Raw genomic sequence first — 24,133 nt, forward strand, 5'->3', positions numbered from 1 at the left:
GAAGCGCTAGAGACGAATGGTGACTTCAAGCCTTTGTTGCGCCGATGGCGAGGAAGGCCGGCACCATGATCAGCACCACAAGGCTGGCGAACACGATGCCGAAGGCGATGCTGACGGCCATGGGGATCAGGAACTGAGCCTGGACGCTGGTCTCTGAGATCATCGGGACCAGGCCGATAAATGTTGTCAAAGTGGTCAACAGGATCGGCCGGAAGCGGCGCTGGACCGCCAGGACGATGTTCTCGCGCGTTGTCCCTGTTCCGCTTTTCTGCAGGCCGTTGAAATAGTCGATCAGCACGACGGAGTCGTTCACCACGACACCGGCTAGCGCCACCATGCCGAACAGGGACAGGAAGCTCATGTCGAAGCCAAGCAGCATGTGGCCGGCGAGGGCCCCAACGCCACCGAACGGAACGGCCAGCAGAATGACGATGGGCTGCGTGTAGGAACGCAGCGTGCTGGCGAGCAGCACGTACATGACCAGTATTCCAAGAACCAGATTGTTCAATAGCGAGGCGAGGTCTTCAGCCTGATCAGCGGCCTGACCCTCCGTGCTGACCGAAAGCCCGCGATAGGTCGCGGTCATATCGGGAAGGATCTGATCCTCAAGCAGCGCCGTGACATCGTTCGGCGTGGTCACAGCCTCATCGACATCAGCGGTGATGGAGATCACGCGGCGGCCGTCGACCCGGTCGATGGACGCGTAGCTGCGCGTTTCCTCCACCCGCGCCACCGTGCTGAGATCAGCTTCCTCCCCGCTGGGAAGCGCAATGCGCATGCGTACCAGGTCTGACAGGCTGCGCCGTTCGCTTTCAGGAAGCCGCACATAGACGCGCACTTCCTCGCCGCCCCGCTGCAGGCGTTGGACCTCTTCACCGAAATAGGCTTGGCGCACTTGGGACCCAAGATCACGGACGGTCAGACCAGCCGCCGCGCCCGCCTCGGTCAGAGTGAAGGCGAGCTGCCGGCTGCCTAGCTCTTTGGACGTTTCAATCTCCGACACGCCCTCGATCAGAGACAGCGCCGCGACCAGATCATCAACCGCCAGGAAGAGCTGATCGGTATCCGCGTGGGCGAGGTTGAAGCTGAGATCATCGCCGCCGCTCAGGCCCTCCGAAGTGAAGACCAGGCTGCGCACGCCGGCGATCTCGCCGACCGCCTCCCGCCAGCGGCGTTCGATCTCGGCCGAGGTCAGATTGCGCTCTGACGCCGGAGCAAGCTCCATGGTGGCTGTGGCCAGCTCTGATCCGATGATCGTGCCGTCCACGCCGAACCCAGATGCGAGCTGACCGCCGATGGTGACCGACAGGCTGCGGTAAAGCGGGCTGTCCTGCCCGCCGGCCGCCTCATAGCCCGCTTCGACCAGCTGGTACATGGCCCGTTCGGTCTGGGCGAACGCGGTGCCCTTGGGCATTTCCAGCTGGACGACGACCTCTTCGCCCTCCACGGCCGGGAAGAAGACGAAGCGAACATGCCCGCCGGATATCACGCCGGCGGCGATGAGCAGCACCGAAATCGCTCCCGCGATGACCACGTAGGGCATCGAGACCGCAAACCTCGCGAGGGGAACCATCACCGTGTCGCGCAGGGTGTCCAATCCGCCCTGCACCGCGCGCTTCAATTTCTGCATGGGCCCGACCGTCCACTCCGATCCGTGGGCCAGGTGAGAGGGCAGGATCAGGAAGACTTCGGCCAGCGACAGAAGCAGCACCGAAATGACGACGATCGGCACCGGCTGCAGCAGCTGGCCGAGCACGCCGCCCATGAAGAGGAGCGGCGCAAAAATGGCGATGGTGGTCAGAATGCCGATCGTGACCGGCGCCAGCACGCTGCGCGCGCCGTCGATGGCGCCAGCCATGCCATGGCCCTGCCGGGTCTGGCGCTCGTAGATGTTCTCGCCGACCACGATGGCGTCGTCGACCACGATCCCGAGCACCATGATCAGGCCGAAGAGCGCAGTCATGTTGATGGTCGTGAACTGACCGAAAATCATGAAGCCGCCGATGAAAGCGACCGGAATGCCCACGGTCGTCCAGAAAGCAAGTCGCAGATCAAGCGTCACCGACAGAAAGACAAAGACCAGTGCAAGTCCCATGAGCGCGTTGCGCACAAGCAGATTGATCCGGTCCGAGATCCGCTCGGTGTCATCGCCGACGACCTGGACCTGGATGCCCGGCGGCGGGACATAGCCCGCGACAAAGTTCTTTACTGCGTTCGCAACGTCGAAGGCGTCTTCGCTTTCGCTGCGGGCGACCTGCAGGAAGACTGCGGGGAGGCCGTTGAAAGTATTGATAAGCTGAGCGTCCTCAAACTCGTCGCGGATGGCGGCGATATCGCGCAGCAAAACACGCTTTCCTTCAAAGTCGCTCAAAATGACGATTTCGCCGAATTCGGCGGCCTGGCGGGCTTCCTTGTCGGTGCGCAGCAGAATATCGCCCGCGCTGGTGCGCAGCGAACCGCCGGACAGATTGACCGAATCTGCTCGAATGGCGTTTGAAACCTGTTCAATGGTCAGCCCGTACTGGCTGAGCGTCGCCTGGGAGATTTCGATGGAGATCTCGTAATCGCGTACGCCCTGGAGCGTGACGGAGGTCACGTTGTCCAGAGAGATCAGGTCGCGCTCCAGCCGCTCGGCCGCCTGGCGCAGGGCCAGTTCGCCGACATCTCCTGTCACCACAAGGCGAACAACATTGGACGCGACTGTGACCACTTGCACCACCGGAGCCTCAGCGTTTTCCGGTGGGAATTCGGCGAGCTGATCGATGGCGGACTGGACGTCTTCAGCCACCACGCGGGCTTCGGCGAAGTCGGTCAGCTCGATCGTGACCGAGCCGGACCCTTCAACGGCGCGCGAGCTGACACGCTTCACGCCTTCGATCCCGATGACCGCCTCCTCGGCGCGTCTTGTGATGCTGGACTCGATCTCATCAGGCGAGGCGCCGCCATAGACGACCGACACGGTGATCGTACGCGGATCAATTGTCGGAAAAACTTCCGCATTGGTGCGCGTTATCATGATCAGTCCAGCTGCGATCAGGACGACCATCAGGACATTGGCGGCGACGGCGTTCTGAGCGAACCAGCCGACGATCCCCCCGCCTTCGACAGGCTTTTCACCAGCGCTCACAGCTCACCCCCGCCCTCGACGATGCGCGCCGGCGTGGTTTCGGTCGGCGACACCAGCGGGGATATGACGACGCCCTCTCCATAGGCGAACTGCGCGACCAGAAGCGCGCCGTCCTCGTTGAGACCGAGCGGCGTGATGGACCGCCGGGCGAGGCGCCCGTTCTGGACCACCCAGACGTCGAGATTGTCCGAGATCGCCTGCTCGGGGATAGGCAGCGCCCTCTCGATCACCGGGCCTGTGATTTCCACCTCTAGGAACGTCCCAGGCAGAATGTCGGTCTGGCCGACGGGCTGGATGATCAGGCCGGCGAGGCGGGTCTGCGCATCCAGCTCAGCTTCGACCCGGGTGATTTCGGCGGGATATTCGCGCATTGAGCGCCCGCCTTCGATCCGCAGGATGGCGGGGCGTCCAACCGCCGGCTCGAGGCGCGTCAATGCGTTGGCGTTGATGGGTACCGACACCTCCAGACTACCCAGAGCATAGGCCTGGCCATAGGTCTGGTTCGGCGAAAGCGTTTGCCCGAGTTCCACGGTGGTGCTGACGACCCGCCCGGAGAACGGCAGGGAGACCGCCACGCGCGAAAGGTTCAGCTGCGCGGTGCGCTGGCGCGCGGCTGCGGATTCCACAGCCGCTTCGGCGCGATCGATCTGCGGCCCGCGGGCGACGAGATCGGGAACCGGTTCACCGGGATTGACCAGCTCCCACTCGTTCCGGGCGACGTCGGCTTCGGCCATCTCGACGCGCAGATCAGCCTGCGCCGCAGACAGGTCGGCATTCGCCCGGTCCAGCTCGGCCTGATAGTCGGACGGGTCGACGCGGAACAGGACTTCGCCGGCCTCGAACAGCTGGCCGGAGGCGAGATTGATTGAGACCTCAACGACCTGGCCGCCGACCTGAGGGGTGAGACCCACGGTGTTGCGCGACCGGGCGGCGCCGGACTCACGAATGATGAGCGGCGTGCTGACGGGCCGGGGCTGGATCACCTCGACCAGGATGGCGTCATCCCCCGACACGCTCTGGCGCGGGGGCGAGGACGCGGCGGACAGCACCTGATTGATGATCACGCCCAGCGCGAGCACGCCGACGACAAGCGCGATCTGAAGCCAGCCCTTGAAGTGGTCGCTGAGCGACAGGCGTCCGGATGACGGTGATTGCGACATGACGATTACTGCACGGCTGGAGCCGGTTCTTCAGCCGGCTCGAACCATTGCCCCCCGAGGCTTTGGTGAAGATCGATGCGAGCCAGGATTAAAGCCTGCTCGGTCAGGATGATGTTGAGGCTCGCGGCGTTCAGGCTGCGCTGGGTTTCAAGAACCGAGAGAAGTGAAATCAGACCCTGACGATAGCGGTCCTGGGCGATCTGGTTGGAGATTTGCGCCGAGCGCAGTGCAGCGTCGAGCTGCTCGAGCTGGCGGACCAATCCAGATTGCTGGACCAGCGCGGTCTCCACCTCTGACAAGGCGGTCAACGCGGCGCGCGCATATGCGCTTGAAAGGGCCAGCGCCTCCGATTCCTGCACACGGACCTCCTGGCGAAGGCGGCCGCCCTGGAAGATCGGCTGGGTCAAAGAGGCGGCGAGGCTCGCGAGAAGCTCGTCGAACTCGACGACATCCCCGGGATCCTCGCCCTGGAAACTTAGCGCGGCGGTTAGGGACAAGCCTGGAAACAGGTCTGCGCGCGCTGCGCCGATGTCTTCGAGCGCCGCCTCGTAGGACAGGCCGGCGGCCGCTACGTCGGGGCGTTGGGCGAGAAGATCGGCGGGGAAGCCACCCGGCGCGACGATCTCGCGATCGAGATCCAGATCGGCTTCAAAGGTTTCCGCCGTCCGGCCCGGGGTTTGGCCCAGCAGAACATCAATCTGAATCAGCTGGGCCGCGAGCTGGGTCTCCAGATCTGGAATATCAGCCAGCGCCGCCTCGAGATTTTGGCGCGCGATCTGAACGTCGGAGGCCGACGTGTTCCGCGAGCCGGTGTCATAGCGCTGGTCCGTCAGGCGATAGGTGGTTTCGTAGCTCTCCGCGATCTCTTCGGCCAGATCGAGCCGTCGTTGCAGAGTGGCCGCGTTCACCCACGACTGGGCCAGAACCGTGATCAGTTGCTGCTCGGTGGCCTGGTAGTTCAGGCGGGAGGCCCGCGCACTGAGCTGAGCGGATCGCGACCTCGCGCGCAGGGCGCCGAAAATGTCGGTATCGAAGCTCGCCGTCACACCGACGGAGTAGCTGTCATCCCAGGCATACCCGGAGGGCGGGATCGGGCCGCGGCTATAGCTCGCACCGACATCCCCGCCAGCTGACGGCAACCGGGTGCCGCGGGCCTGGGCGGCGCGAAGCTCGGACTGGACGACACGCTCGCGTGCTTCGATCAGATCGAAATTGCGGGCCCGCAGCTGATCGGCGCCGCGCGAGAGGCCGGGGCCGGCGATATCAACCCACCATTCGACCTGCCCGGCTGTGAGGACGCCGGGCTGGATATCCGCGTACACGAACGCGCCCTGGCTGGTGATCTCCCCGACCACGTCACTCGGCGTCGGCTCGGGAGTAAGCGCACACCCGGCCGCAAGACTCGAGGCGGCGAAGACTGTTACGCCTGCGCGCAGCTTCGTGATCATTTGCCCCCCCAGCAAGCAAATCCGTGATGAGACCTCGCCCGGCCTCATCACGGAGAGAGCGTATCAGAAAAATCTTACGCGTCGCAGGCGAGGGCCTGCAGCGCGGCGAGTTCCTCGGCGTCAAGCTGGTCGTCGCCATCGGCGTCGGCGCGATCAAATCCCGGCGTCGGCCCGGCGACGAACTCGTCGCGCTCAAGCGCGCCGTCGCCATCGGCGTCAAACTCGGGCAATAGCTGATTCAGCGCTTCGGTGAATCGATCCCGACCCATGCGGCGCGGCGCATCCTCCATGCTGGCGATTCCATCACCATCCCGGTCCAGCCGCACAAAAATGTTCGCTCGGCGATCTGCGACTTCCGAGCGCGTGATGATCCCGTCCATATTCATGTCGGCTTCCAGGAGCTGGCCGGGATTTTGAATGCATTGCGGCGCATCGGCCGGCTGGAAGGCAGAGGCGGAAAGGCTTGCGGCGAGCGCGGTGATCAGAAGGCTCATGGTGTGACTCCCTGGTTTGGCCTCTGTTGACCGGACCGTTCAGATCCGGGTTGGAAACTGAAGAATTGACGAATATTACCCTCGGTTGCGGCGGCACATCTCTTGGGCGCGGCGCATCATCTGGCTTTGCATCTGGGCCTGCATGGCTGCCATGTCCGGCGGGTTCAGGGTGACGAGAAGTTCGGTGCGCTCCAGCGCCCCGTCCCGGTTCTGATCGAAATGGTCACGCAGCCCGTCGAAGGTCGTCTCAAACTCGATGAGCGTAATGCGGCCGTTCTGGTCGTGGTCGAAGCGGAACCGTCCAGGATTGGTATGGGCCGCGCCAAGATGGCGTTCGGACCATTGTGAAAACTCGATCCCGGTCAGGACGCCGTCGCTGTTGCTGTCGCTGGCTGTAAACATGACCGGCGCGGCCGCGCTGATCTCCTCGGCGCTGATGATCCCATCCAGATCCTGGTCCAGGCCGGCGAACATCAGACCGACCGGCGGCGCGATCTGGGTGTCGGCGGTGAGCGGCATGGCGGGGGCGCCCGGCTCGGCGGACGAACCGCCGGCGCAGGACGTGGTCATCAGACCTGCGGCCAGGACTGCGGACAGTGAATACCTCGTCATGATGGTCACGCATCTCCATTCGCTTTCGAGAGGGACCATACGGCGGTGATAATGCCGGGGTTTGCCGGTTATATGGCGAAATGTTGCGAGGCGCCGCGCGAGGTCGCCGGCGATCGCACCTGGCTAGGTCCGGGTCTCGCCGGGAAACGTCACGACGGCGGCCAGCCCCCGCGGCCTGAGGTTCTCCAGAGCGAGCGAAGCCCCATGGGCGTTGGCGATGGAACGCGCGATGCCCAGACCGAGACCACTGCCGCCGGTCGCCCGGTTGCGAGAACTCTCCAGGCGCTGGAAGGGCTTGAACACGGCTTCGATCTGGTCGTCCGGAACGCCCGGTCCCTCGTCTTCGATGCGTATGACGAGATCGGCGCGCTCGACGGCCACGCGCATGGTGACCGTTCCGCCACCATAGCGGCGGGCGTTTTCCAGCAAGTTCTCGAACAAACGGCGCAGCGCGATCGGATCAGCGGCAATGACGAAGGTCTCGCCTGCACGAAGCCCGCTTTCATAGCGCACGGGCGTTGGAGCATGGGCGGCGACGTCTTCGAGGAACTGGTTCATCTTCACCAGCTCCCGGTGACCGGACGGGCTCTCGGCGCGGGCGTAGGCCACCATGTCTGACACCAGATGCTCCATCTGATTGAGATCGTCGTCCAGCCCTGGCGCCTTGGCCAGGCCGCTCTCGCCGAGGCGGAGCCGAACGCGGGTGAGCCCTGTACGCACGTCATGGGCGATCGCGGCGATAATCTGCTCGCGCTCGGAGATGAGGCCCGCGAGTCTGCGGCGCATCTGATTGAGCGCTGCGGCCAGCTGGCGCAGTTCGACCGGCCCCTGTTCCGATACCGAGCCGCCGGCATCGGCGAGCTCGACTGTATGAGCCTCCAGCTCAAGACGTCGGATGGGGCGGTTGACGATGAAGACGATGGCGGCGCTCAGCGACAGCGCGACCAGCACCGACACCAGAATCAGAAATCCAATGACGGCCGGCCGCCGGTCCAGTGACATGGACGGCGCGATCCAGATGTTCAGGACCCGCCCGTCATTGAGCTCCACGCCGATCTGAAGCGCATAGCCGGCGGTGAAAAGCGCCGTCGCATCATTGTAATCCAGCGTGCCCAGCTGAGCCGGCCCCCGGCTGGCGAACCGGATGTCGCGCTCAGCCAGACCAAATCCCTGGCCGAGGAACCGGCTGCGAAGGTCGCTGCGATCTCCCAGCGCCTCAACGAATCCCGGGGTGATCAAGGCCGCCCGATCGCGGCTCTGAAAGGCGTTCAGCAGCAGGCGCTCATCGTCTTCTGAAGCCTGTTCGATCAATTGAACGAACCCTTCGATCATTTCCGCGTTCTCGGCCACGGTGCGCGGATAGACCCAGAGCGTGAAAGGACCCTCAAGGAGCGCCAGCATAAGGGAAATAGAAAGGGCGAATGCGCCGAGCGTTGCGGCGATCACCTGAGCGGCGATCGAGGACATGAAGCGTGTGACCGGCTGGATCAAAGCTCGACCCGGTATACATCGGCGGCGAACGCATAGCCGAGATTGCGCACGGTCTTGATGTATTCGGGCCGCCTGGGGTTCGCCTCGATCTTGCCGCGCAGGCGGCTGATCTGGGAGTCGATGCTGCGATCAAACGGGTTCGCTGCGGCGCCTCGAGACAGATCCAGAAGCCGGTCCCTGGACAGGACCTGCGGCGCGTTCTCGACCAGGGCGAGCAAGAGGGCGAACTCGCCCGATGTCAGCGCGATCGAGCCTCCATCATCCCGTTCCAGGTGAAGGCGGCTTGGATGCAGCTTGAATCGGCCGAACCTCAGCACCGTCGTCCGGGACTGCGGGCGGGCGGTTGCCCGGGCGCCGCCACGGCGCATGACAGCGCGGATTCTCGCCACCAGCTCGCGTGGGTTAAAGGGTTTGGGCAGATAATCGTCGGCGCCGACTTCCAGGCCGACAATGCGGTCAACGTCTTCGGCCAGGGCGGTGAGCATGATGATCGGCAACGCCACAGTCTGACGCAGACGGCGGCAATATTCCAGTCCGTCCTCGCCGGCCATCATTAGATCAAGCACTATCAAATCGGCCTGGAAGACTTCAAGTCGCCGGTCAGCTTCACGCGTGGATTGAGCACACGCGACCGTGATGCCATTGCGCGACAACACGCCCTCGATGAGTTCAAGAATCTGAACATCATCGTCCACCACCAGAACTTTTAGCTCTGCTTCCATAAAAACCTCATACCCCAAGGGATGACGCCTCTCCATGGAAGAATTGCGACGCTTTGTTGCGCGCGAGCGCCGTCCGGCAACACTTCGTCGAACTTCGTATCCATCGCTGCAAACACCGGCAACGCCGGGGCGCTAAACGGTTTTGGCGGACCAGAAGCGGGCCGTCTTGTCGGAACATCGCGAGCCGCCTAACGGCGCGATGCGGATACGGGGCCGAATTATGGAGAGCTCAATCGTGGAGAACCCTGTCCTCGTGGGCCTGGCCGGGCTGATCATCGTGTGTTCCGGCGCGGAGTATGTTTGGCGGAAGCGAACCGGGCGCGGCTATGACCTGGGCGCCCTGGCGGGCACGTTGGGCACGGCCCTCGGTCAGCGCATTTCACGAACGCTCACCTATGGATTGATGTTCGGCGGTCTGCTTGCCGTCTATTCGATCGCGCCTGTGAAATGGGCGCTGGATGATGGGCGCACATGGATTGCGGGCTTCCTCGTGCTCGAATTTTTCTATTACTGGCAGCACAGATTCAGCCATACGATCCGCTGGTTCTGGACTTCCCACGCGGTGCACCACTCCACCAACGAGTTCACGCTGCCCGCCGCCACACGCCTGGGATGGACCAGCACGCTCACGGGATCGTGGCTGGTGTTCGCACCCATGGCGGCGATGGGGTTTCACCCTTTGCTCATCACTACGCTGATGCTGATCAACCTGCGTTACCAATATTTCATCCACACCGAATCGGTCGGCAAGCTGGGCCCGCTCGAATGGGTGCTCAACACGCCGTCCCACCACCGTGTCCACCACGGATCGAACCCGGACTATCTCGACAAGAATTTCGGCGGGGTGCTCATCGTGTTCGATCGTCTGTTCGGCACGTTCGCCGCCGAGCGCGCTGGCGAGCCGGTCATCTACGGCCTCACGAAGCCGGTGCTGAGCAACAACCCCTTCGTCATCGCCTTTCATGAGTGGGGCAATCTGATCAAGGACCTGCGCCGGGCCCGAAGCCCTCGGGAGGTCTGGAGCGCCCTCTTTGGACGCCCCGGTCAAACCGACGCGGCCGCCGTCTCGTGCGCCAACAGCCCAACCGGACAGTCAGGCGAGGCAGTCCCCATTCCCCGAGCCTGACCGTGCGCGCCGGTGCTCAGCTCCCCTCTGGGCACCGGCGCAACCTCCGCATTGACACCTTTTGTTCCGGACATGATATCTTCTACTTGAACAAGCATATTCGGATTAGCGAGGTCTGCGAGCAGGCGCATTCCGTGCTCAAAGTGCGCGGTGCCGCCGACGGCATGAGCGTGAGCGAACACCTCAAGCCGATGATCGAGCGTGAGCTGACGCGTCCGGACTGGGCGTCGATGGTGCGGCGCATGGAGGGCATGGAGCCCATCGACATCGGCGGTGACGAGATTTTTCATATGGTCCATGAAGAGCGCGACCGGCGGTGATCGTCATCGACGCCTCGCTCGGGCTGGAGATGTTCCTGCACGGTCCAGGCGCCATTGAGATCAAAGACCGGATCGAGGCGGCCGGTCGACAGATGGCGGCGTCAGAAGTGGTTGACCTTGAAGTCCTGCAGACATTTCTCCGACTGTCTTATCGAGGTGATATCGGCCCGGCGCGCACGGCGCAGGCGCCCAATGTGTTGCGCCATGCGCTGGTCGGCCGAATCTGGGCGCTGCGCGATAATCTCACCCGCTATGACGCGGCCTGTCTCGCCTTGGCGGAAATGCTCGACGCGCCGCTCTGGACGCGCGACGCCAAATACGGTGACGTGCCCGGCTCGAAAGCCGTCGGCGCACTGCTCTGACCCCCTTAGGAAAGCCCCATGACCGAAGACCGCCTCGACCGGCTTGAAATGTACACCGCAGACCAGGCCCGTGTGATCGAGGAGCTGTCCGAAGCCCTTGCGCTGCAGCAGAAGGATATCGATCGGCTGAAGGCGCGCCTGGTGGCGTCCGACGACCGCATCGCCGAGCTGGAAGCGGGCGCCCCTGCGCCGCAGGGCGAAAAACCGCCGCACTACTAGACGTCGCGGGCGCGCCTTTTACGAGGTCGTCACGCAAGAAGCGCCGGCGCGGTGACCGGTCCCCTGCATCTTTTTTCGCCCCCCTGCATCCAGATCCGCCCGCGGCGGCGACCAAGACATGAAACGCTCTGTTTTGGGGGCGTGGATGTGAAAGGATGCACGACCATGGACGCTTTTTATGACCTGTTCAGCTCGTACTGGTGGCTGCTCTTCCCGCTGTTTTTCTTCATCGCAGCGTGATGGGGCAGCTTCATGCGCTATAAGCGCACCCAGGCGAAGATCGACCTTCTCAAAAGCTACGCCGCGAGCGGTCATGAACCCCCGGCCGCGCTTCTAGCCAATCTTGATGGCCGGTCAGATGACGACGATGAGGACGCGGCGGACGGTCGCGGCGGCGCCGCGCCGTTTCTGGTGGTGCTGTTCGCCGGCCTGGCGGGCGTGTTCGCGTTTGCGGGCTATACCGGGATGATGGGCGAGGATGCCCAGAGCTTCTACTTCGTTGCATTGATCCTGGGCGTCCTGGCGCTGGCGTTTCTGGTCAGCAGCCTGTTCGGGCGCCGGCGCTAGGCGGCGAATCGTGACGCCCGTTGGCGATGACAGCGAAGATGCGTGGTTGGTGCGTGCGGCGCTGAGCTCCGACGCCGCCTATGGCCGGCTGGTGCGGCGCCACAAGGGCGCCGTGCGCGCCTTCGCCCGCCGCCTTCTGGCCGATCCGGGCGAAGCCGAGGATGTGGCGCAGGACGCTTTCGTCCACGCCTGGAGCCGGCTGTCGCGCCTAAAGGATCCTGCGCGCTTTAAGAGCTGGGTCATGGGGATCACGTTTCGAAAAGCCGCCTCCAGAACCCGCAGCCTGATGCGGCGCTGGCGCCGGGACGGGCAGTGGGCGCAGATGCGCGAGACCTCCATCGACCCGACGGGTGAGGCCGGCGCCACAGCGCGTCAATTGCTGGCGATGCTGTCCATGGATCAGCGCGCCGCGCTCGCCCTGTGCGAGGGTGCGGGCTGGTCCCACGCCGACGCAGCGCGTATTCTGGACCAACCGCTCGGGACGGTGAAATCGAACATCGCCCGCGCCAAGGCCAGCTTGCGCGCGATGACGGGAGACGCCGATGAGCAAGATTGATCGCCTGCTCGATGAGGTCTGGGCTAAGACCGACACTCACACCTGGGCCGTCCGCTCCGCGGCGCGCCCGGACAACACGTTCGTGCTCCGCGTCATGGAGGCTGTCGCCCGGCGTCGGCTTCGCGCCGAGCTGGCGACCCGCCTCGCGCTTGTCGTCGCCCTGTTTGCGGCGGCGTGGGGGCTGGCGCCGGTGGTGTCGCCGCTGGCCTTGATGGTGATCTCCGCCCAAGGGGCCGCCGCACTGAACGGGGCGGCGCTTTTTCTGGCGGCTGCGTTGTCTGTCGGGTTCGCGGCCCGAAAATGGCTCGCGGGCGGCATGCGCAGACGCAGCCGGTTCTGATCATGGCGCGCCCCGTCACGGTCCGCCGGCTCGGCGTGGATGATGTAGCGCAGATGCGGCTGCTGAACGCGGTGTTCGCGGCGGCGTTCGAGGATCCTGAGCCTTACGCGTCAGCGCCGCCGCCGGACGCCTATCTCTCAGCCTGGCTCGCCAAACCCCATGTCATCGCGCTGGCGGCGTTTGAGGACGAGGCGGTCATTGGCGGCCTGGTCGCTTATGTTCTCGACAAGTTCGAGCAGGCCCGCGCCGAGATTTATATCTACGATATCGCGGTGGGTGAAAGTCATCGACGGCGCGGGGTCGCTACGTCGCTGATCGCGGCGCTAAGGCCGCTGGCGCGCAAGGTCGGCGCGTCGGTGATCTTTGTCCAGGCCGATCCCGAAGATCCACCTGCTATTGCGCTCTACGAAAAGTTGGGGGATCGCGCCGAGGTGGTGCATTTCGACATTGCGGCGGCATGCGATTAGCCGGTCCCCAGCGCGCGCCGGACCTTCGGTAGGATGCGCCGGCTCACCGGCGCTTCGCCTGCGGTTCTCAGGACAAGCCGCCCGGAGCCGCCGGCTTCGCGTTCCAGCGCCACGATCTCGTCGGTGTTGACGATGCACGAGCGATGCACGCGCAGGAAATTGGCCGGCAGCTGCGCCTCCAGCTTCGCCAGCGCACCGGTGTGCAGCAGGGTTCGTCCGTCCTTGAACACTAGCTCCACATAGTCGTCGGCGGCGTTGAGCCGGGCGATGTCGGCGGCGTCGGCATAGTCAGTGCGCCCGGCTGAATTGAGGGCGATCTGGACCGGGTGAGCGGCCTGCTCCACACGCGCCAGGGCGGCGGCGAGGGTGTCGGCGCGCCGCGTCTCTCCCTCGCGCCGCAACCTTTCCGCTGCGAAACCGCGCGCCTCGACCAGGACATTCACCAGCAATAACGCGCTCAGGGCCCAGAACACCGTGCGGTCCAGCAGGCTCTGGGGCGCAAGGACGGCGCTTGCAGCAAACATGAGAAAACCCTGCGCCCACAGCGCCGGGACCCATTTCCGGCGCCGCCAGGCGCGCCAGGCGGGCGGCGCCGCGGCGGCGACCGCCCCGGCCATGAGGGTCAGTGCGGCTTTTTCATCAAAGCCCCGCCCAAAGACGACGATCAGAAGAATCACGACCGCCAATCCGCTGAGGAGCCCCGCACTCACAATGGCCCTTGGCGGGGCGAAGCGCACAAGGCTCCAGCCGGTGGTGAGCAGGGCCAGTCCCGCCGCCCCGGCCACCAGCGCCAGGAGACGCAAATCCTGCACGGGATAGCCATAGGCGAAGAGGCCGCGCCCGGCTTCGGCGATCAGCTGAAAACCGGCGACCAGTGCGATCGCCGCCAGCAGAGACGGCGAGGCGCGGCGGGGGGAAAGCACTGCGAGACCTGCAAAGAAGACCAGCGCGAGGGCGAACGCGCCCGACGTCGCAAGCGAGCCCTGATAGCCGCCGAGGATCCGCCGGCGCGGATCGGCGAAGGCTCCGATGGCGATGCGGTGGGTCGGCGCGGCGAGCTGGATCAGGCTGTGATGGCCGGAGGCTTTAAGCACCACGCGGTTCTCACCGGCGCGTAAAAGCTGGGCGGGCAGGAAGAGCGCCGCGTCCATGCGCCCGGCGGTCTCTTCGGCGGCGCTGAAGCCTGGAATGCCGTTGGCGCCGATCACCGCGCCGTTGACCTGAGCTTCAACCGCCATCTTGCCCGACAGGAAGAGCGCGTAAGGACCCGATAGCGGATCCGGCGCCGTCTCCAGTTCAATCACCGCCTCGATCCAGATCGTTCGGTTCTGGGCGTTGGCGGCCCAGAAGGGCGTGGTCTCGCAAATCTGGGCGGTGAAATCCGGCGGCGCCGCCTCGCCGGGCTCCGCCGGGCAGACGCGCACATCGTTGCTCACAGTCCAGACCTGCGCAGATGCAGGCGCGGCGGCGACCATCAAGATGATGAGGGCGGCGAGCAGACGAGTCATGGCGTTCAGGCTAGCTCCGCTCGGCCAAAGAGTCGCGCCGTTCGCCGATCCGCGCGCGCCGCTCGCCGAACGCTTGGCGCCGCTGGCCGATCGCAGGGTGCGCGCGTCGGCGCGGGCGGCGATGAAGAGGGGGTTAGTCCATAACGGAGCAAGAAATCATGATTGCCGCCGCAAGCCTCGCCGCCATCTTGTCCGCCGGCCTCTCCGCCAATCTGGCCGCCCAGCCGCAGCCCGGTGAGACCCAAATCGAATTTACCGCCGAGAGCGGCGACACCGTCGCGGCGTATCGGGGAAGCCTCGAGGTTTTCGAGCACCGGGCGAACCCGGCGAGCCGGATGATCACCCTGTCTTATGTGCGCTTTCCCACCACCACGCAGACGCCGGGCGACCCCATCGTCTATCTCGCCGGCGGGCCGGGGGGATCGGGCTCGGGGACCGCCGCGGGCCGGCGTTTCCCGCTCTTCATGGCCATGCGCGAGCATGGCGACGTGATCGCGTTAGATCAGCGCGGCACGGGCGACTCCACTGCTCTGCCCGCCTGCCGGACCGTAATTTATCTGGCTGAGGACCGGCGTGTGGCGTCTGAGGAGATGACGTCAGCCTACCGGGCTGCGGCGTTGGAGTGCCGCAGCTTCTGGGCGGGCGAGGGGATCGCCATTGAGGGCTACACCACGCTGGAAAGCGTCGCCGATCTGTCGGATTTGCGCCGTCATCTGGGCGCGCAGAAGCTGGATCTGTGGGGCATTTCCTACGGCACGCACCTGGCGCTCGCCGCTATGAAGACGATCCCGGACGAGCTCGATCAGATCATTCTGGCGAGCGCGGAAGGCCTCGATCAAACGGTGAAGCTGCCGTCGCGCACCGACGCCTTCTTTGCGCGGCTGAGCGAGGCTGTGGCGAGCCAGCCTGAAGCGGCTGCCCGCTATGGCGATGTGGTCGCCCTGATGCGCCGGGTGCAAGCCAGGCTCGAGGCGGAACCGATGATGCTCACCGTGCAGGGGCCGGACGGCGCGCCGATGGAATTCGCCTTCACAAAGGACCATCTGCAGATGCTGTCGGGCGCCGCGTCCGATCCGCAAAACGCGCTCTGGCTGCTGCCGCTTTATGCGACGCTGGACGCCGGCGAGCCCGGCATGGCGCAGGTCTTCGCCCAGCGCTTCTTCAATCCAGGCGAACCGATCACGATGCGCGCCATGTCCACCGCCATGGACATCGCCTCCGGCATCAGTCCGGCCCGGATGGCGCAGTTCGAGGCTCAATCTGACGCGGGCCTGACCGGGCCCTATCTGAACTTTCCCATGCCCCAGCTTGCGAATGTGTGGCCGGACATGGATCTGGGCGAGGCGTTCCGGCAGGAGGCGAGCTATGACGGCCCGGTCCTGGTGCTCACCGGCACGCTGGACGGGCGCACCTATCCAGAAGGCCAGCGCGAGGCGACTGCGGGCCTGAGCGATCTCACCGCGGTCACCGTGATCAACGCCGGCCATAACCTCTTCATGACGAGCCCGGACGTGGGCGCGGCCATGCACGCCTTCATGCGCGGAGAGCCCGTGGCGCGGGAGATCACCGTCCCGCTGCCCGATTTTGCGGGCGAGTGAGCATCAGGCGGGGGTCAGTCCGCGAGCCGCCAGTCCAAACGCTCGCCGGCGTGGAAGGGCGTCACCGCTTCGCCGTCCGGGTCGATCCGCTCGGGCACGTCCAGTCCGGATCGCTCCAGCGTCACGGTCTCTTCGTTCAGGGGCAGGCCGTAGAAGCGCGGGCCGTGCTCGCTGGCAAAGCCTTCCAGCTTGTCCAGGCAATCCAGCTCCTCAAAGGTCTGGGCGTAGCTTTCAAGGGCCGCCGGCGCTGAATAGATGCCGGCGCAGCCGCAGGCGCTTTCCTTGGCGTGGCGGGCATGGGGCGCGGAGTCGGTGCCCAGGAAGAATTTGGGGCTGCCTGTCTGCACCACGGCGCGCAGGGCGTGCTTGTGTTTTGCGCGCTTGGCCACGGGCAGGCAATACATGTGGGGCCGGATTCCGCCCACCAGCATGTCGTTGCGGTCGATGCGCAAATGATGGGCGGTGATGGTGGCGGCCACACTGTCCGGCGCGGCTTTGACGAACTCTACGCTGTCCTCGGTGGTGATGTGCTCCAGCACGATTTTCAGGCCTGGGAAGGTGTCGACGATCCTGGACAGGATCCGGTCGATGAACACTTTCTCGCGGTCGAAAATGTCGATCTCGGGGCTCACAACCTCGCCATGGATCAGAAGCGGCATGCCGATCCCGGCCATGGCCTCCAGCACTGGATAGATCTTTTCGACATCGGTGACGCCGCTGGCCGAATTGGTGGTGGCGCCGGCCGGGTAGAGCTTGGCGGCGGTGAACACGCCGGCGGCGTGGCCGCGCGTCAGCTCGCCAGCATCGATCGTGTCGGTGAGATAGGCGGTCATCAGCGGTTCAAAATCGCTGTCCGGTCCCACCGCCGCGCGGATCCGGTCGCGATAGCTGGACGCCTGGGCCATGGTGGTCACCGGCGGAACCAGGTTGGGCATGACGATGGCGCGCCTGAACTGGCGGGCGGTGGCGGGGGCTACAAGCTTCAGCATGTCGCCGTCGCGAAGGTGCACATGCCAGTCGTCGGGTTGGCGGATCGTCAGGGTCTGGGTCATGGCGGGCTTTCCAGCGGTCATCTCAGGCGCGTCTGTTTACCCCGATTTCGTGCTTTCGCCACCACGACCGGGCGCCGCAGGCTTGAAGCCCTTCAGCCTCAGCGCATTCAGCACCACGCAGACGCTGGACGCCGCCATGGCCGCACCGGCCAGCACCGGCGACAGGGTGGGGCCGCCAAAGGGCGCAAGGGCCCCCATGGCCACCGGAATGAGCAGGGCGTTATAGCCGAACGCCCAGACCAGGTTCTGCTTGATGTTGGACAGCGTCGCCTTCGACAGGCCATAGGCCGACGCCACCGCGTTCAGATCATCGCCCATCAGCACAATGTCCGCGCTTTCAATGGCGATGTCCGTGCCCGCGCCCATGGCGATCCCCACATCGGCTTCGGCAAGGGCCGGCGCGTCGTTGACGCCGTCGCCGGCAAACGCGACGGGTCCCCCGGCGCGCAGGGCCCTCACCGCGTCCGCCTTGTCGCCGGGCAGGGTCCGGGCGCGCACGTCGTCAATGCCCAGCTCTTTGGCGACCACGTTGGCGGGTGCGGCGGCGTCGCCGGTGATCATCATGGTCTTCAGCCCGGCGTGGTGGAGCGCTTGAATCGCGGCCTTGGCGCTCGGCTTCACTGGATCGGCCACGGCCAGAATTGCGGCGGCCTCGCCGTCGAGAGCCAGATAGAGCGGCGCGCGGCCTTTGGCTTCCAGCCCGCTTGCGACTTCAGCGAGGCCTGAAACATCAACGCCCAGCCGCTCCATGAAATGACCGGCCCCCACGGCCGCCGCGCGCCCGTCCACTTCGCCAGAGACGCCGTGGCCGGAAACCGCGTCGAATCGGGTGACAGCCGCAAGCGTCAGCGCCTTGTCCTGCGCGGCTTTCACGACAGCGAGCGCGATCGGATGCTCGGAGCGCGCTTCAAGGCTCGCCGCGAGCCTCAGCGCCTCGTCTTCGTCGACGCCCGGCGCGACGTGGAGGTCGGTGAGCGTGGGTTTTCCCTGCGTCAGCGTGCCGGTCTTGTCGAAGGCGATGGTGGCGACCCGGCTTAAGCCCTGCAGCGCGTCGCCGCGGCGGAACAGGACGCCCAGCTCGGCGCCGCGCCCGGTCCCGGTCATGATGGAGACCGGCGTCGCCAGCCCCATGGCGCACGGGCAGGCGATGATCAGCACCGCCACGGCGTTGATCAGCGCCAGGGATAGCGAACCGGCGAGGATCAGCCAGAGCGCGAAGGTGAGGGCGGCAAGGCCCATGACCACGGGCACGAACACGCTAGTAACCTGGTTCACCAGCTGCTGGATCGGCAGCTTGGCGCCCTGGGCCTCCTCCACCATGGCGACGATACGCGCCAGCGCGGTGTCGGCGCCCACGGCGACGGCCTTCATGTCCAGGGCGCCGGTCTGGTTCACCGTGCCGCCGGTGACCCGGTCGCCCTCATGCTTGGCGGCGGGCAGGGGCTCGCCGGTGAGCATGCTTTCATCCACATGGCTCGATCCGGAGATTACATCGCCGTCCACGGGGATCTGCTCGCCGGGGCGCACCTCGATGACATCGCCGACGGCGACGTCTTCGATGGCGCGCTCTTCCAGCGCGCCGGTGGCCAGGCGCACGCGGGCGGTCTTGGCCTGCAGGGACAGGAGTTTCCGAATCGCGTCGCCGGTGCGGCCCCGGGCGCGCGCCTCGAGGAAGCGGCCCAGCAGGATCAGCGTCACCACCATGGCGCTGGCTTCAAAATAGACTTGGGCCTGGCCTTCAGGGAACAGGCCCGGCGCCATTGTGGCGACGGCGGAGTAGCCCCACGCCGCTGACGTGCCCAGCATCACCAGCGTGTTCATCTCCGGCGCGCCGCGCAGAAGCGCGGGCAGGCCGTGGCGGTAGAAGACGCGCCCCGGCCCGAATTGCACCAGGCTCGCCAGAATGAGGAACACCCAGTTCAGGACGGTGCGCCCGGACCCTTCCATCATGATCGCATGCAGCGGCGGGATCACATGGCCGCCCATCTCGATGAGGAAGATCGGCAGAGTCAGCGCCGCGGCGAAGAGCAATTCGCGAAGCGGGACCTCGCCATGGTCGTGATGGCCGCTCCCATGGCCCTCTGCTTGGTCCTGCGCCTGGCCGGCGGCCCTGGCCCGCTCGGCAAAGCCCTTCACCGGCGCGCCGTCATAGCCGGCCTTGCGCAGCGCTTCGAGGATGGGTTCAGGCGCGGCGCCGGGCTCGAGCACGAGGTCCGCCGTGCGCGCGGCGAAATTCACGGTGGCTTCGCGCACCCCCGGCGCAGCCGACAGAGCCGCCTCCACCCGCCGGGCGCACCCGCCGCAGGTCATGCCGGTGACGTCGAGGGCGAGGCGGGCGGGTTGCGATTGGTCTTCGGGCATAAGGGATTAATGCCTGAACAACGGTGAAGGGGCCATGGGGCGCGCAGCCGCACAACCGAAAACGGGCGGCGCTTTCGCGCCGCCCGCTCCGTACTCGCTTGAGAAAACCCTGACGCTTACTGCGCCGGGTCTTCGCCCATTTCGTCGCCCTCATCCTCGCCCGGAACGGGGAAGCCGCGATCGCGCATGAGCGGCTCGACGGTGGCGTCGCGGCCGCGGAACTGGCGATAGGCTTCGGCCGGGTCGATGCTGTTGCGCGGGGCGAACAGGGTTTCCACCATGCGCTCGGCGAGATCGGCGTCGTAGAAGCCGCCCGGCGCTTCGGCGAAGGCTTCCGCTGCGTCCGAAGTCAGCACGTCGGCCCACATGTATCCGTAATAGCCGGCCGAATAGCCCTCACCGGAGAAGATGTGCCCGAAATGGGGGCTGCGGTGACGCATGGGCAGCGCATCGGGCATGCCCAGACGCTCCAGCGTTTCGCGCTCGAACTGGTCCGGGTCGAGCCCCTCGGGATCGGCGGTGTGGTAGTACATGTCCACCAGCGCGCTCGCCAGATACTCGGTGGTGGCGAAGCCTTCATTAAAGGTCGAGGCCGCGCGGATCTTCTCCACCAGCTCGTCCGGCATGGGCTCGCCGGTTTCGGCGTGGCGAAGATAATTGTCGATCACTTCATCGGTGAGCACCCAGCGCTCCAGAAGCTGGCTCTGGAACTCGGTATAGTCACGCACGCCGCCATTGAGCGTCGGATAGACGACGTTGGAGGAAAGCGCGTGCAGGGCGTGACCGATTTCGTGGAAGAAGGTCGTTGCGTCGTCAAAGCTGATCAGGACCGGCTCGCCGGGCGCGCCCTGGATGAAGTTTGAGTTGTTGGACGACAGCACCGTCTCCTGGCCGTCGAACGTGGAGTGGCCGCGATAGCTGGACGCCCACGCGCCGGACCGCTTACCGGTGCGCGCATAGGGATCAAGATAGAACAGGCCGATATGCTCGCCGCTCTCGGTGTCGGTTACGTCCCAGACGCGGACGTCGGGATGGAAGACCGGGACCGAGCCGTCGGTGACTTCTTCGAAAGCGAAGTCGAACAGCTCGCCGGAAACGAAGAACATCGCCTCGCGCAAATTCTCGATATTGAAGTACTGCTTCACTTCCTCGGAGTTGAGGTCGTATTCGGCCTGGCGGACCTTCTCCATGTAGTAGCGATAATCCCAGGGCTGGATCTGGTCGATGTCGTTGCCCCGCCGGGCGGCGAGGTCGGTCATCATGTCGACCTCCTCCTCCACGCGGGCGATGGCGGCCGGCCAGACCGTCTCCATCAGCTCCAGCGCGCGCTCCGGCGTGCCGGCCATGCGGTCTTCAAGGCGCCACTGCGCGTAGTTGTCGTAGCCCAGAAGCTCCACACGCTCGTCGCGCAGCTGCAGGATCTCGGCGATCAGGGCGTTGTTGTCGAATTGGTCGCCATTGTCGCCGCGCGAATAATAGGTCTCCCAGACCTGGCGGCGCAGCTCGCGCTCGTCGGAATAGGTCAGGAAGGGGTCCATGGAGGAGCGGGTGTTCACGATGGCGTACTCGCCCTCGCGGTCCCGGTCGGCGGCCGCCGCGGCGGCGGCGCTCACGAGGCTCTCGGGCAGGCCCGACAGCTGCTCTTCGGTGAGCCAGGTGACATAGTTTTCCTCGTCGGCCAGCACGTTGTTGGAGAACTGCGTGTGCAGCTCCGCCAGGCGCGACTGGATCGCGGCGTAGCGCTCTGCGGCTTCACCGTCCAGGGTCGCGCCGTTGCGCGCAAACCCGTCATAGGTCAGCTGAACCAGGCGCTGCTGGTCGGGGCGCAAGGTCTCGACCTCGTCGCTCTCATAGACCGCCTGAACACGGGCGAACAGATCCTTGTTCTGATTGATCTCCGAATAGAACGCGCTGATCCGCGGCGCCATTTCGCGCTGGATCTCGCGGAATTCGGGGGAGGAGAGGTTGGACGACCAGATGCCGTAATAGGTGAACACGCGGCCCAGATCATCGCCGACGCCTTCCAGCGCCACAATGGTGTTTTCAAACGTCGCAGGCTCGGGGTTCTGCGCGATGGCGTCGATTTCCGCGCGATAGCGGTTCATGCCCTCTTCCAGCGCCGGACGCAGATATTGCAGGTCCATCTGGTCAAAGGCCGGCACGCCGCCATACGGGCCGGTCCACTCGGCGAGCAGCGGATTGGTCTCGGCCTGGGCCTGACCCTCGGCGGTTTCGGCCTGCTGAGCTGCGAGGGTGACGCCCGGAAGGGCGGCGGCGATAGCGGCCGCGCCGGCGGCGGCGAGCAGAAGCTTGCGCATGAGGTATTCCCCGTAGGTTGCTTGATTACGCGATGTCTTAACGCGCGAGGCACATGGAGGGGAACTAACGATTCCGTCATGAACGAGCGCTGATCGCGATGATAGAGTGCGTTCACCGCCTCGTTCGTGCGTGGGGTGTCAGGCTTGGCCGTCTTCGAAGATTTCGATCCGCCGAAGAATTCACCCGCCGCGCGCCTCGCAGCCGGGATGCGCCGTGGCGCGCCGCTCCTCGGGGCCGCCGCGCTGCACTGCGCGGGCCTCGCCGCCGTCATCTGGCTGGCTGCGAAGACGCCTCTGGAAGGGCCGCCGCGCCGGGTGGTGCATGTGGAACTGGTGACGCCGGCGCGCGAGCCTGCGGCGGAGCCCGAGGTGGACCTCGCAGAGCCCCCGGCGCTGGCCATGGCCGAACCGGCGCCGCCCCGCGAAACCTCAAACCTCGCTCCTGCGGACGCCGCTGCGCCGCGAGACATTCCGGTCGGCGAGGCGGTGGTTCTGGACGCTCCCGGCGGGGCGGCGGGGGAGACGGCCTTCCCCACCCGGTCGTCGGCGCTGCGCGGGCTCGCCTGTGTGCGGGCGTTCGGTCGCGAGGACGGTCAGATCGGCTGCGACAGCGTTCCTGCGGCGGACCTCGCCGCCTACGCCGCCGGCGAGGGCGCAGCCCGGATCGAAGCGTTGACGCAGGCGCGCTTCAACGCGCTGGCGGGGCTCTACGGCGCGCAGCTCGATCCGGCCCTGCGCCGTCTGCCGGGCCAGCAGGGCATGCAGGTCATGGTCAATCGCCGCGCAGGCATGTCCGGCGCCGACGAAATGCGCGACAGCCTGCCGCCCATGGTCCCCGACCCGGCGTTCAAAGATTAGGACTCGTCCTCGCCGTCCCTGTCCGGAGGCGCCATGGGGTCGTTCTTGCGGCTGGGCGGAAACATCACCGCGACGCCCATCTGGGCGCTGGCGAATGTGGTGGAGACGAAGAACGCAAGCAGAAGCCGTATTCCGGTCCCGTCGACCGAGCCTCGGGTCATCGTGCGGATAGAGCCTATATCCAGGATCAGGATCGCCGCCGTGAAGGCGATCCCGATGGCGGCGCCGATCAGGGCGTGCCGGATCAGAAATCGGATCAGTGCGGGCATGGGACCTCTTTCACACACTCTCAATTTAACCCGCGAAAATGCGTGGTCGAGGTGCTGGCGGCTTTTGGCGGAGTCGCTCTATGCTTTCATAACAGTCAGGGGGTTTCGGGGCTTATGGGCGTACTCATTATCGGACTGGCGATCTTCCTGGGCGTGCACTTTACGCGCGTTCTGGGGATAAAGCGGCTGACTGTCTCGGTGATCGGGGACACGCTTTACTGGATCTTTTATTCGGTGCTGTCGGCGGTGGGCCTGTCGCTGGTGATCTATGGACATATCCTGGCGCACCCGTCCGAGGCGGTGTGGAACCCGCCCGAATGGACGCGCACCCTGGCGCTCATCGCCGTTCCTGTGTCGCTGGTGCTTCTGGCGGCGGCCTATCTTCCCAGCCATATCCGCTCGCTTACCCGCCATCCCATGACGCTTGCCACGGTTCTGTGGTCGGGATCGCATTTGCTGGCCAATGGCGAGATCGCCTCACTGGTCCTGTTCGGCGCGTTCTTCGCCTGGTCGGTCATGTTGATGATCGAGGGATACGCCGTAGGCGGCGCGTTTGAACGGCCCGGTAACTGGAGCGCGGACATCGCCGCGCTGGTGATTGGGCTGGGCGCTTCGGCGGCTCTGGCGATCTTCCATATGCAGCTGTTCGGCGTCGCGGTGGTGGGGTTTGCATCCGAACCGTCTGCGCCGGGCATCTAGGGGTAGAAGCGCCGGGTCAGCGGCGCAGTTCGAGGAGATAAACAATGGAAGATATTCTGGTTCCCCTGGGTGCGTTCGCGATGGTTGCAGCCATTGTGGGCTTTAACGTCTGGGCCGGGACGTCGAAGCGCAAACAGGTCATGGAGACCGTGCGCGACGCGATCCGCTCGGGTCAGCAACTGGACCCGGCCACGATCAAGGCGCTGGGCGCCCAGGAAAAACCCAAGGGCGGTGATCTCAAGTCAGGCCTGATCCTCGTTGCGGTGGCGGCGGCCTTCGTGGTGCTGGGCATGTCGATCAACGCCGCTGATCTGGGCGACTCGCCGGATATCGTCCCGATTTTCGTCGCCATCGCGGCCTTCCCGGGCTTTATCGGCGTCGTGCTTGTGCTGTTCGGCTTGGCGGGCCTGCGCAAGAACAAAGACGAGAACGCGGGCTAGGCAGCGGGCCCGGGAGGCG

At 65.5% G+C, this 24,133-nt stretch carries 24 protein-coding genes; 12 read left to right on the forward strand and 12 right to left on the reverse strand.

Annotated elements, in window-relative coordinates:
- Positions 1 to 25: 25 nt before the first annotated feature.
- From ACWCOP_RS05910 to ACWCOP_RS05940, 7 genes are all read right to left on the reverse strand, one after another.
- Positions 26 to 3,127, reverse strand: a complete 3,102-nt coding sequence (locus ACWCOP_RS05910) for an efflux RND transporter permease subunit (RefSeq protein WP_478250300.1) — start codon at positions 3,125 to 3,127, stop codon at positions 26 to 28.
- Positions 3,124 to 4,287: an efflux RND transporter periplasmic adaptor subunit gene (locus ACWCOP_RS05915; protein WP_478250301.1), complete on the reverse strand. Its 1,164-nt coding sequence runs from the start codon at positions 4,285 to 4,287 to the stop codon at positions 3,124 to 3,126. Before ACWCOP_RS05915 ends, ACWCOP_RS05910 begins: the two co-directional genes overlap by 4 nt.
- Before the next feature lie 5 nt (positions 4,288 to 4,292).
- On the reverse strand, positions 4,293 to 5,735 hold the full coding sequence (locus tag ACWCOP_RS05920; protein WP_478250302.1) for a TolC family protein: 1,443 nt from the start codon (positions 5,733 to 5,735) through the stop codon (positions 4,293 to 4,295).
- Between the two features lie 74 nt (positions 5,736 to 5,809).
- Complete coding sequence (locus tag ACWCOP_RS05925; RefSeq protein WP_478250303.1) at positions 5,810 to 6,229, reverse strand: EF-hand domain-containing protein; 420 nt, start codon at positions 6,227 to 6,229, stop codon at positions 5,810 to 5,812.
- 75 nt (positions 6,230 to 6,304) lie between these two features.
- Positions 6,305 to 6,841, reverse strand: a complete 537-nt coding sequence (locus tag ACWCOP_RS05930) for an EF-hand domain-containing protein (protein ID WP_478250304.1) — start codon at positions 6,839 to 6,841, stop codon at positions 6,305 to 6,307.
- A 123-nt stretch (positions 6,842 to 6,964) separates the two neighbouring features.
- On the reverse strand, positions 6,965 to 8,308 hold the full coding sequence (locus ACWCOP_RS05935) for an ATP-binding protein (RefSeq protein ID WP_478250305.1): 1,344 nt from the start codon (positions 8,306 to 8,308) through the stop codon (positions 6,965 to 6,967).
- A 20-nt stretch (positions 8,309 to 8,328) separates the two neighbouring features.
- Positions 8,329 to 9,054, reverse strand: coding sequence for a response regulator (locus ACWCOP_RS05940; protein WP_478250306.1), 726 nt, complete (start codon positions 9,052 to 9,054; stop codon positions 8,329 to 8,331).
- 235 nt (positions 9,055 to 9,289) lie between these two features.
- Between ACWCOP_RS05940 and ACWCOP_RS05945 the strand changes: the two genes are divergently transcribed.
- The 8 genes from ACWCOP_RS05945 (at position 9,290) to ACWCOP_RS05980 (ending at position 13,011) form a co-directional block, all read left to right on the forward strand.
- Entirely contained in the window at positions 9,290 to 10,180 is an 891-nt protein-coding gene (locus ACWCOP_RS05945) for a sterol desaturase family protein (RefSeq protein WP_478250307.1), read from the forward strand.
- A gap of 134 nt (positions 10,181 to 10,314) precedes the next feature.
- Complete coding sequence (locus ACWCOP_RS05950) at positions 10,315 to 10,500, forward strand: hypothetical protein (RefSeq protein ID WP_478250308.1); 186 nt, start codon at positions 10,315 to 10,317, stop codon at positions 10,498 to 10,500.
- Positions 10,497 to 10,862, forward strand: coding sequence for a type II toxin-antitoxin system VapC family toxin (locus ACWCOP_RS05955; RefSeq protein WP_478250309.1), 366 nt, complete (start codon positions 10,497 to 10,499; stop codon positions 10,860 to 10,862). The genes ACWCOP_RS05950 and ACWCOP_RS05955 overlap by 4 nt, the downstream gene beginning before the upstream one ends.
- A gap of 18 nt (positions 10,863 to 10,880) precedes the next feature.
- A complete protein-coding gene (locus tag ACWCOP_RS05960) occupies positions 10,881 to 11,081 on the forward strand; it encodes a SlyX family protein (RefSeq protein WP_478250310.1) in 201 nt (66 codons plus the stop codon).
- A gap of 252 nt (positions 11,082 to 11,333) precedes the next feature.
- Positions 11,334 to 11,648, forward strand: a complete 315-nt coding sequence (locus tag ACWCOP_RS05965; protein ID WP_478250311.1) for a hypothetical protein — start codon at positions 11,334 to 11,336, stop codon at positions 11,646 to 11,648.
- 10 nt (positions 11,649 to 11,658) lie between these two features.
- On the forward strand, positions 11,659 to 12,204 hold the full coding sequence (locus tag ACWCOP_RS05970) for an RNA polymerase sigma factor (protein ID WP_478250312.1): 546 nt from the start codon (positions 11,659 to 11,661) through the stop codon (positions 12,202 to 12,204).
- A complete protein-coding gene (locus ACWCOP_RS05975) occupies positions 12,191 to 12,544 on the forward strand; it encodes a hypothetical protein (RefSeq protein WP_478250313.1) in 354 nt (117 codons plus the stop codon). The genes ACWCOP_RS05970 and ACWCOP_RS05975 overlap by 14 nt, the downstream gene beginning before the upstream one ends.
- Before the next feature lie 2 nt (positions 12,545 to 12,546).
- The gene (locus ACWCOP_RS05980) at positions 12,547 to 13,011 is read left to right on the forward strand and encodes an AAC(3)-I family aminoglycoside N-acetyltransferase (protein WP_478250314.1); all 465 of its coding nucleotides are present in this window, start codon (positions 12,547 to 12,549) and stop codon (positions 13,009 to 13,011) included.
- On the opposite strand, the gene ACWCOP_RS05985 is transcribed toward ACWCOP_RS05980, so the two are convergent.
- Complete coding sequence (locus tag ACWCOP_RS05985) at positions 13,008 to 14,519, reverse strand: LytTR family DNA-binding domain-containing protein (protein ID WP_478250315.1); 1,512 nt, start codon at positions 14,517 to 14,519, stop codon at positions 13,008 to 13,010. The genes ACWCOP_RS05980 and ACWCOP_RS05985 overlap by 4 nt on opposite strands.
- Before the next feature lie 158 nt (positions 14,520 to 14,677).
- On the opposite strand from ACWCOP_RS05985, the gene ACWCOP_RS05990 reads away from it, so the two are divergent.
- Positions 14,678 to 16,117, forward strand: coding sequence for an alpha/beta fold hydrolase (locus ACWCOP_RS05990; protein ID WP_478250316.1), 1,440 nt, complete (start codon positions 14,678 to 14,680; stop codon positions 16,115 to 16,117).
- A 14-nt stretch (positions 16,118 to 16,131) separates the two neighbouring features.
- Here ACWCOP_RS05990 and pyrC read toward each other — a convergent pair whose 3' ends face one another.
- The 3 genes from pyrC to ACWCOP_RS06005 all read right to left on the reverse strand — a co-directional run bounded on the left by pyrC (position 16,132) and on the right by ACWCOP_RS06005 (position 21,848).
- On the reverse strand, positions 16,132 to 17,169 hold the full coding sequence (gene pyrC, locus ACWCOP_RS05995; RefSeq protein WP_478250317.1) for a dihydroorotase: 1,038 nt from the start codon (positions 17,167 to 17,169) through the stop codon (positions 16,132 to 16,134).
- A gap of 36 nt (positions 17,170 to 17,205) precedes the next feature.
- Entirely contained in the window at positions 17,206 to 19,530 is a 2,325-nt protein-coding gene (locus ACWCOP_RS06000; protein WP_478250318.1) for a heavy metal translocating P-type ATPase, read from the reverse strand.
- 116 nt (positions 19,531 to 19,646) lie between these two features.
- Positions 19,647 to 21,848, reverse strand: a complete 2,202-nt coding sequence (locus ACWCOP_RS06005; RefSeq protein WP_478250319.1) for a M3 family metallopeptidase — start codon at positions 21,846 to 21,848, stop codon at positions 19,647 to 19,649.
- Positions 21,849 to 21,992: 144 nt separating this feature from the next.
- Here ACWCOP_RS06005 and ACWCOP_RS06010 point away from each other — a divergent pair, with 144 nt between their 5' ends.
- Positions 21,993 to 22,706 (forward strand): hypothetical protein, encoded by a 714-nt coding sequence (locus tag ACWCOP_RS06010; RefSeq protein ID WP_478250320.1) that lies wholly within the window; start codon positions 21,993 to 21,995, stop codon positions 22,704 to 22,706.
- On the opposite strand, the gene ACWCOP_RS06015 is transcribed toward ACWCOP_RS06010, so the two are convergent.
- On the reverse strand, positions 22,703 to 22,975 hold the full coding sequence (locus ACWCOP_RS06015; protein WP_478250321.1) for a hypothetical protein: 273 nt from the start codon (positions 22,973 to 22,975) through the stop codon (positions 22,703 to 22,705). The genes ACWCOP_RS06010 and ACWCOP_RS06015 overlap by 4 nt on opposite strands.
- A 114-nt stretch (positions 22,976 to 23,089) precedes the next feature.
- On the opposite strand from ACWCOP_RS06015, the gene ACWCOP_RS06020 reads away from it, so the two are divergent.
- Both ACWCOP_RS06020 and ACWCOP_RS06025 read left to right on the forward strand, forming a co-directional pair.
- Positions 23,090 to 23,674 (forward strand): NnrU family protein, encoded by a 585-nt coding sequence (locus tag ACWCOP_RS06020; protein WP_478250322.1) that lies wholly within the window; start codon positions 23,090 to 23,092, stop codon positions 23,672 to 23,674.
- Between the two features lie 44 nt (positions 23,675 to 23,718).
- Entirely contained in the window at positions 23,719 to 24,114 is a 396-nt protein-coding gene (locus ACWCOP_RS06025) for a DUF6249 domain-containing protein (RefSeq protein WP_478250323.1), read from the forward strand.
- The last annotated feature ends 19 nt before the right edge of the window (positions 24,115 to 24,133 follow it).

It is taken from the genome of Apolloniradiicaulis salifontis (genome assembly GCF_053756655.1).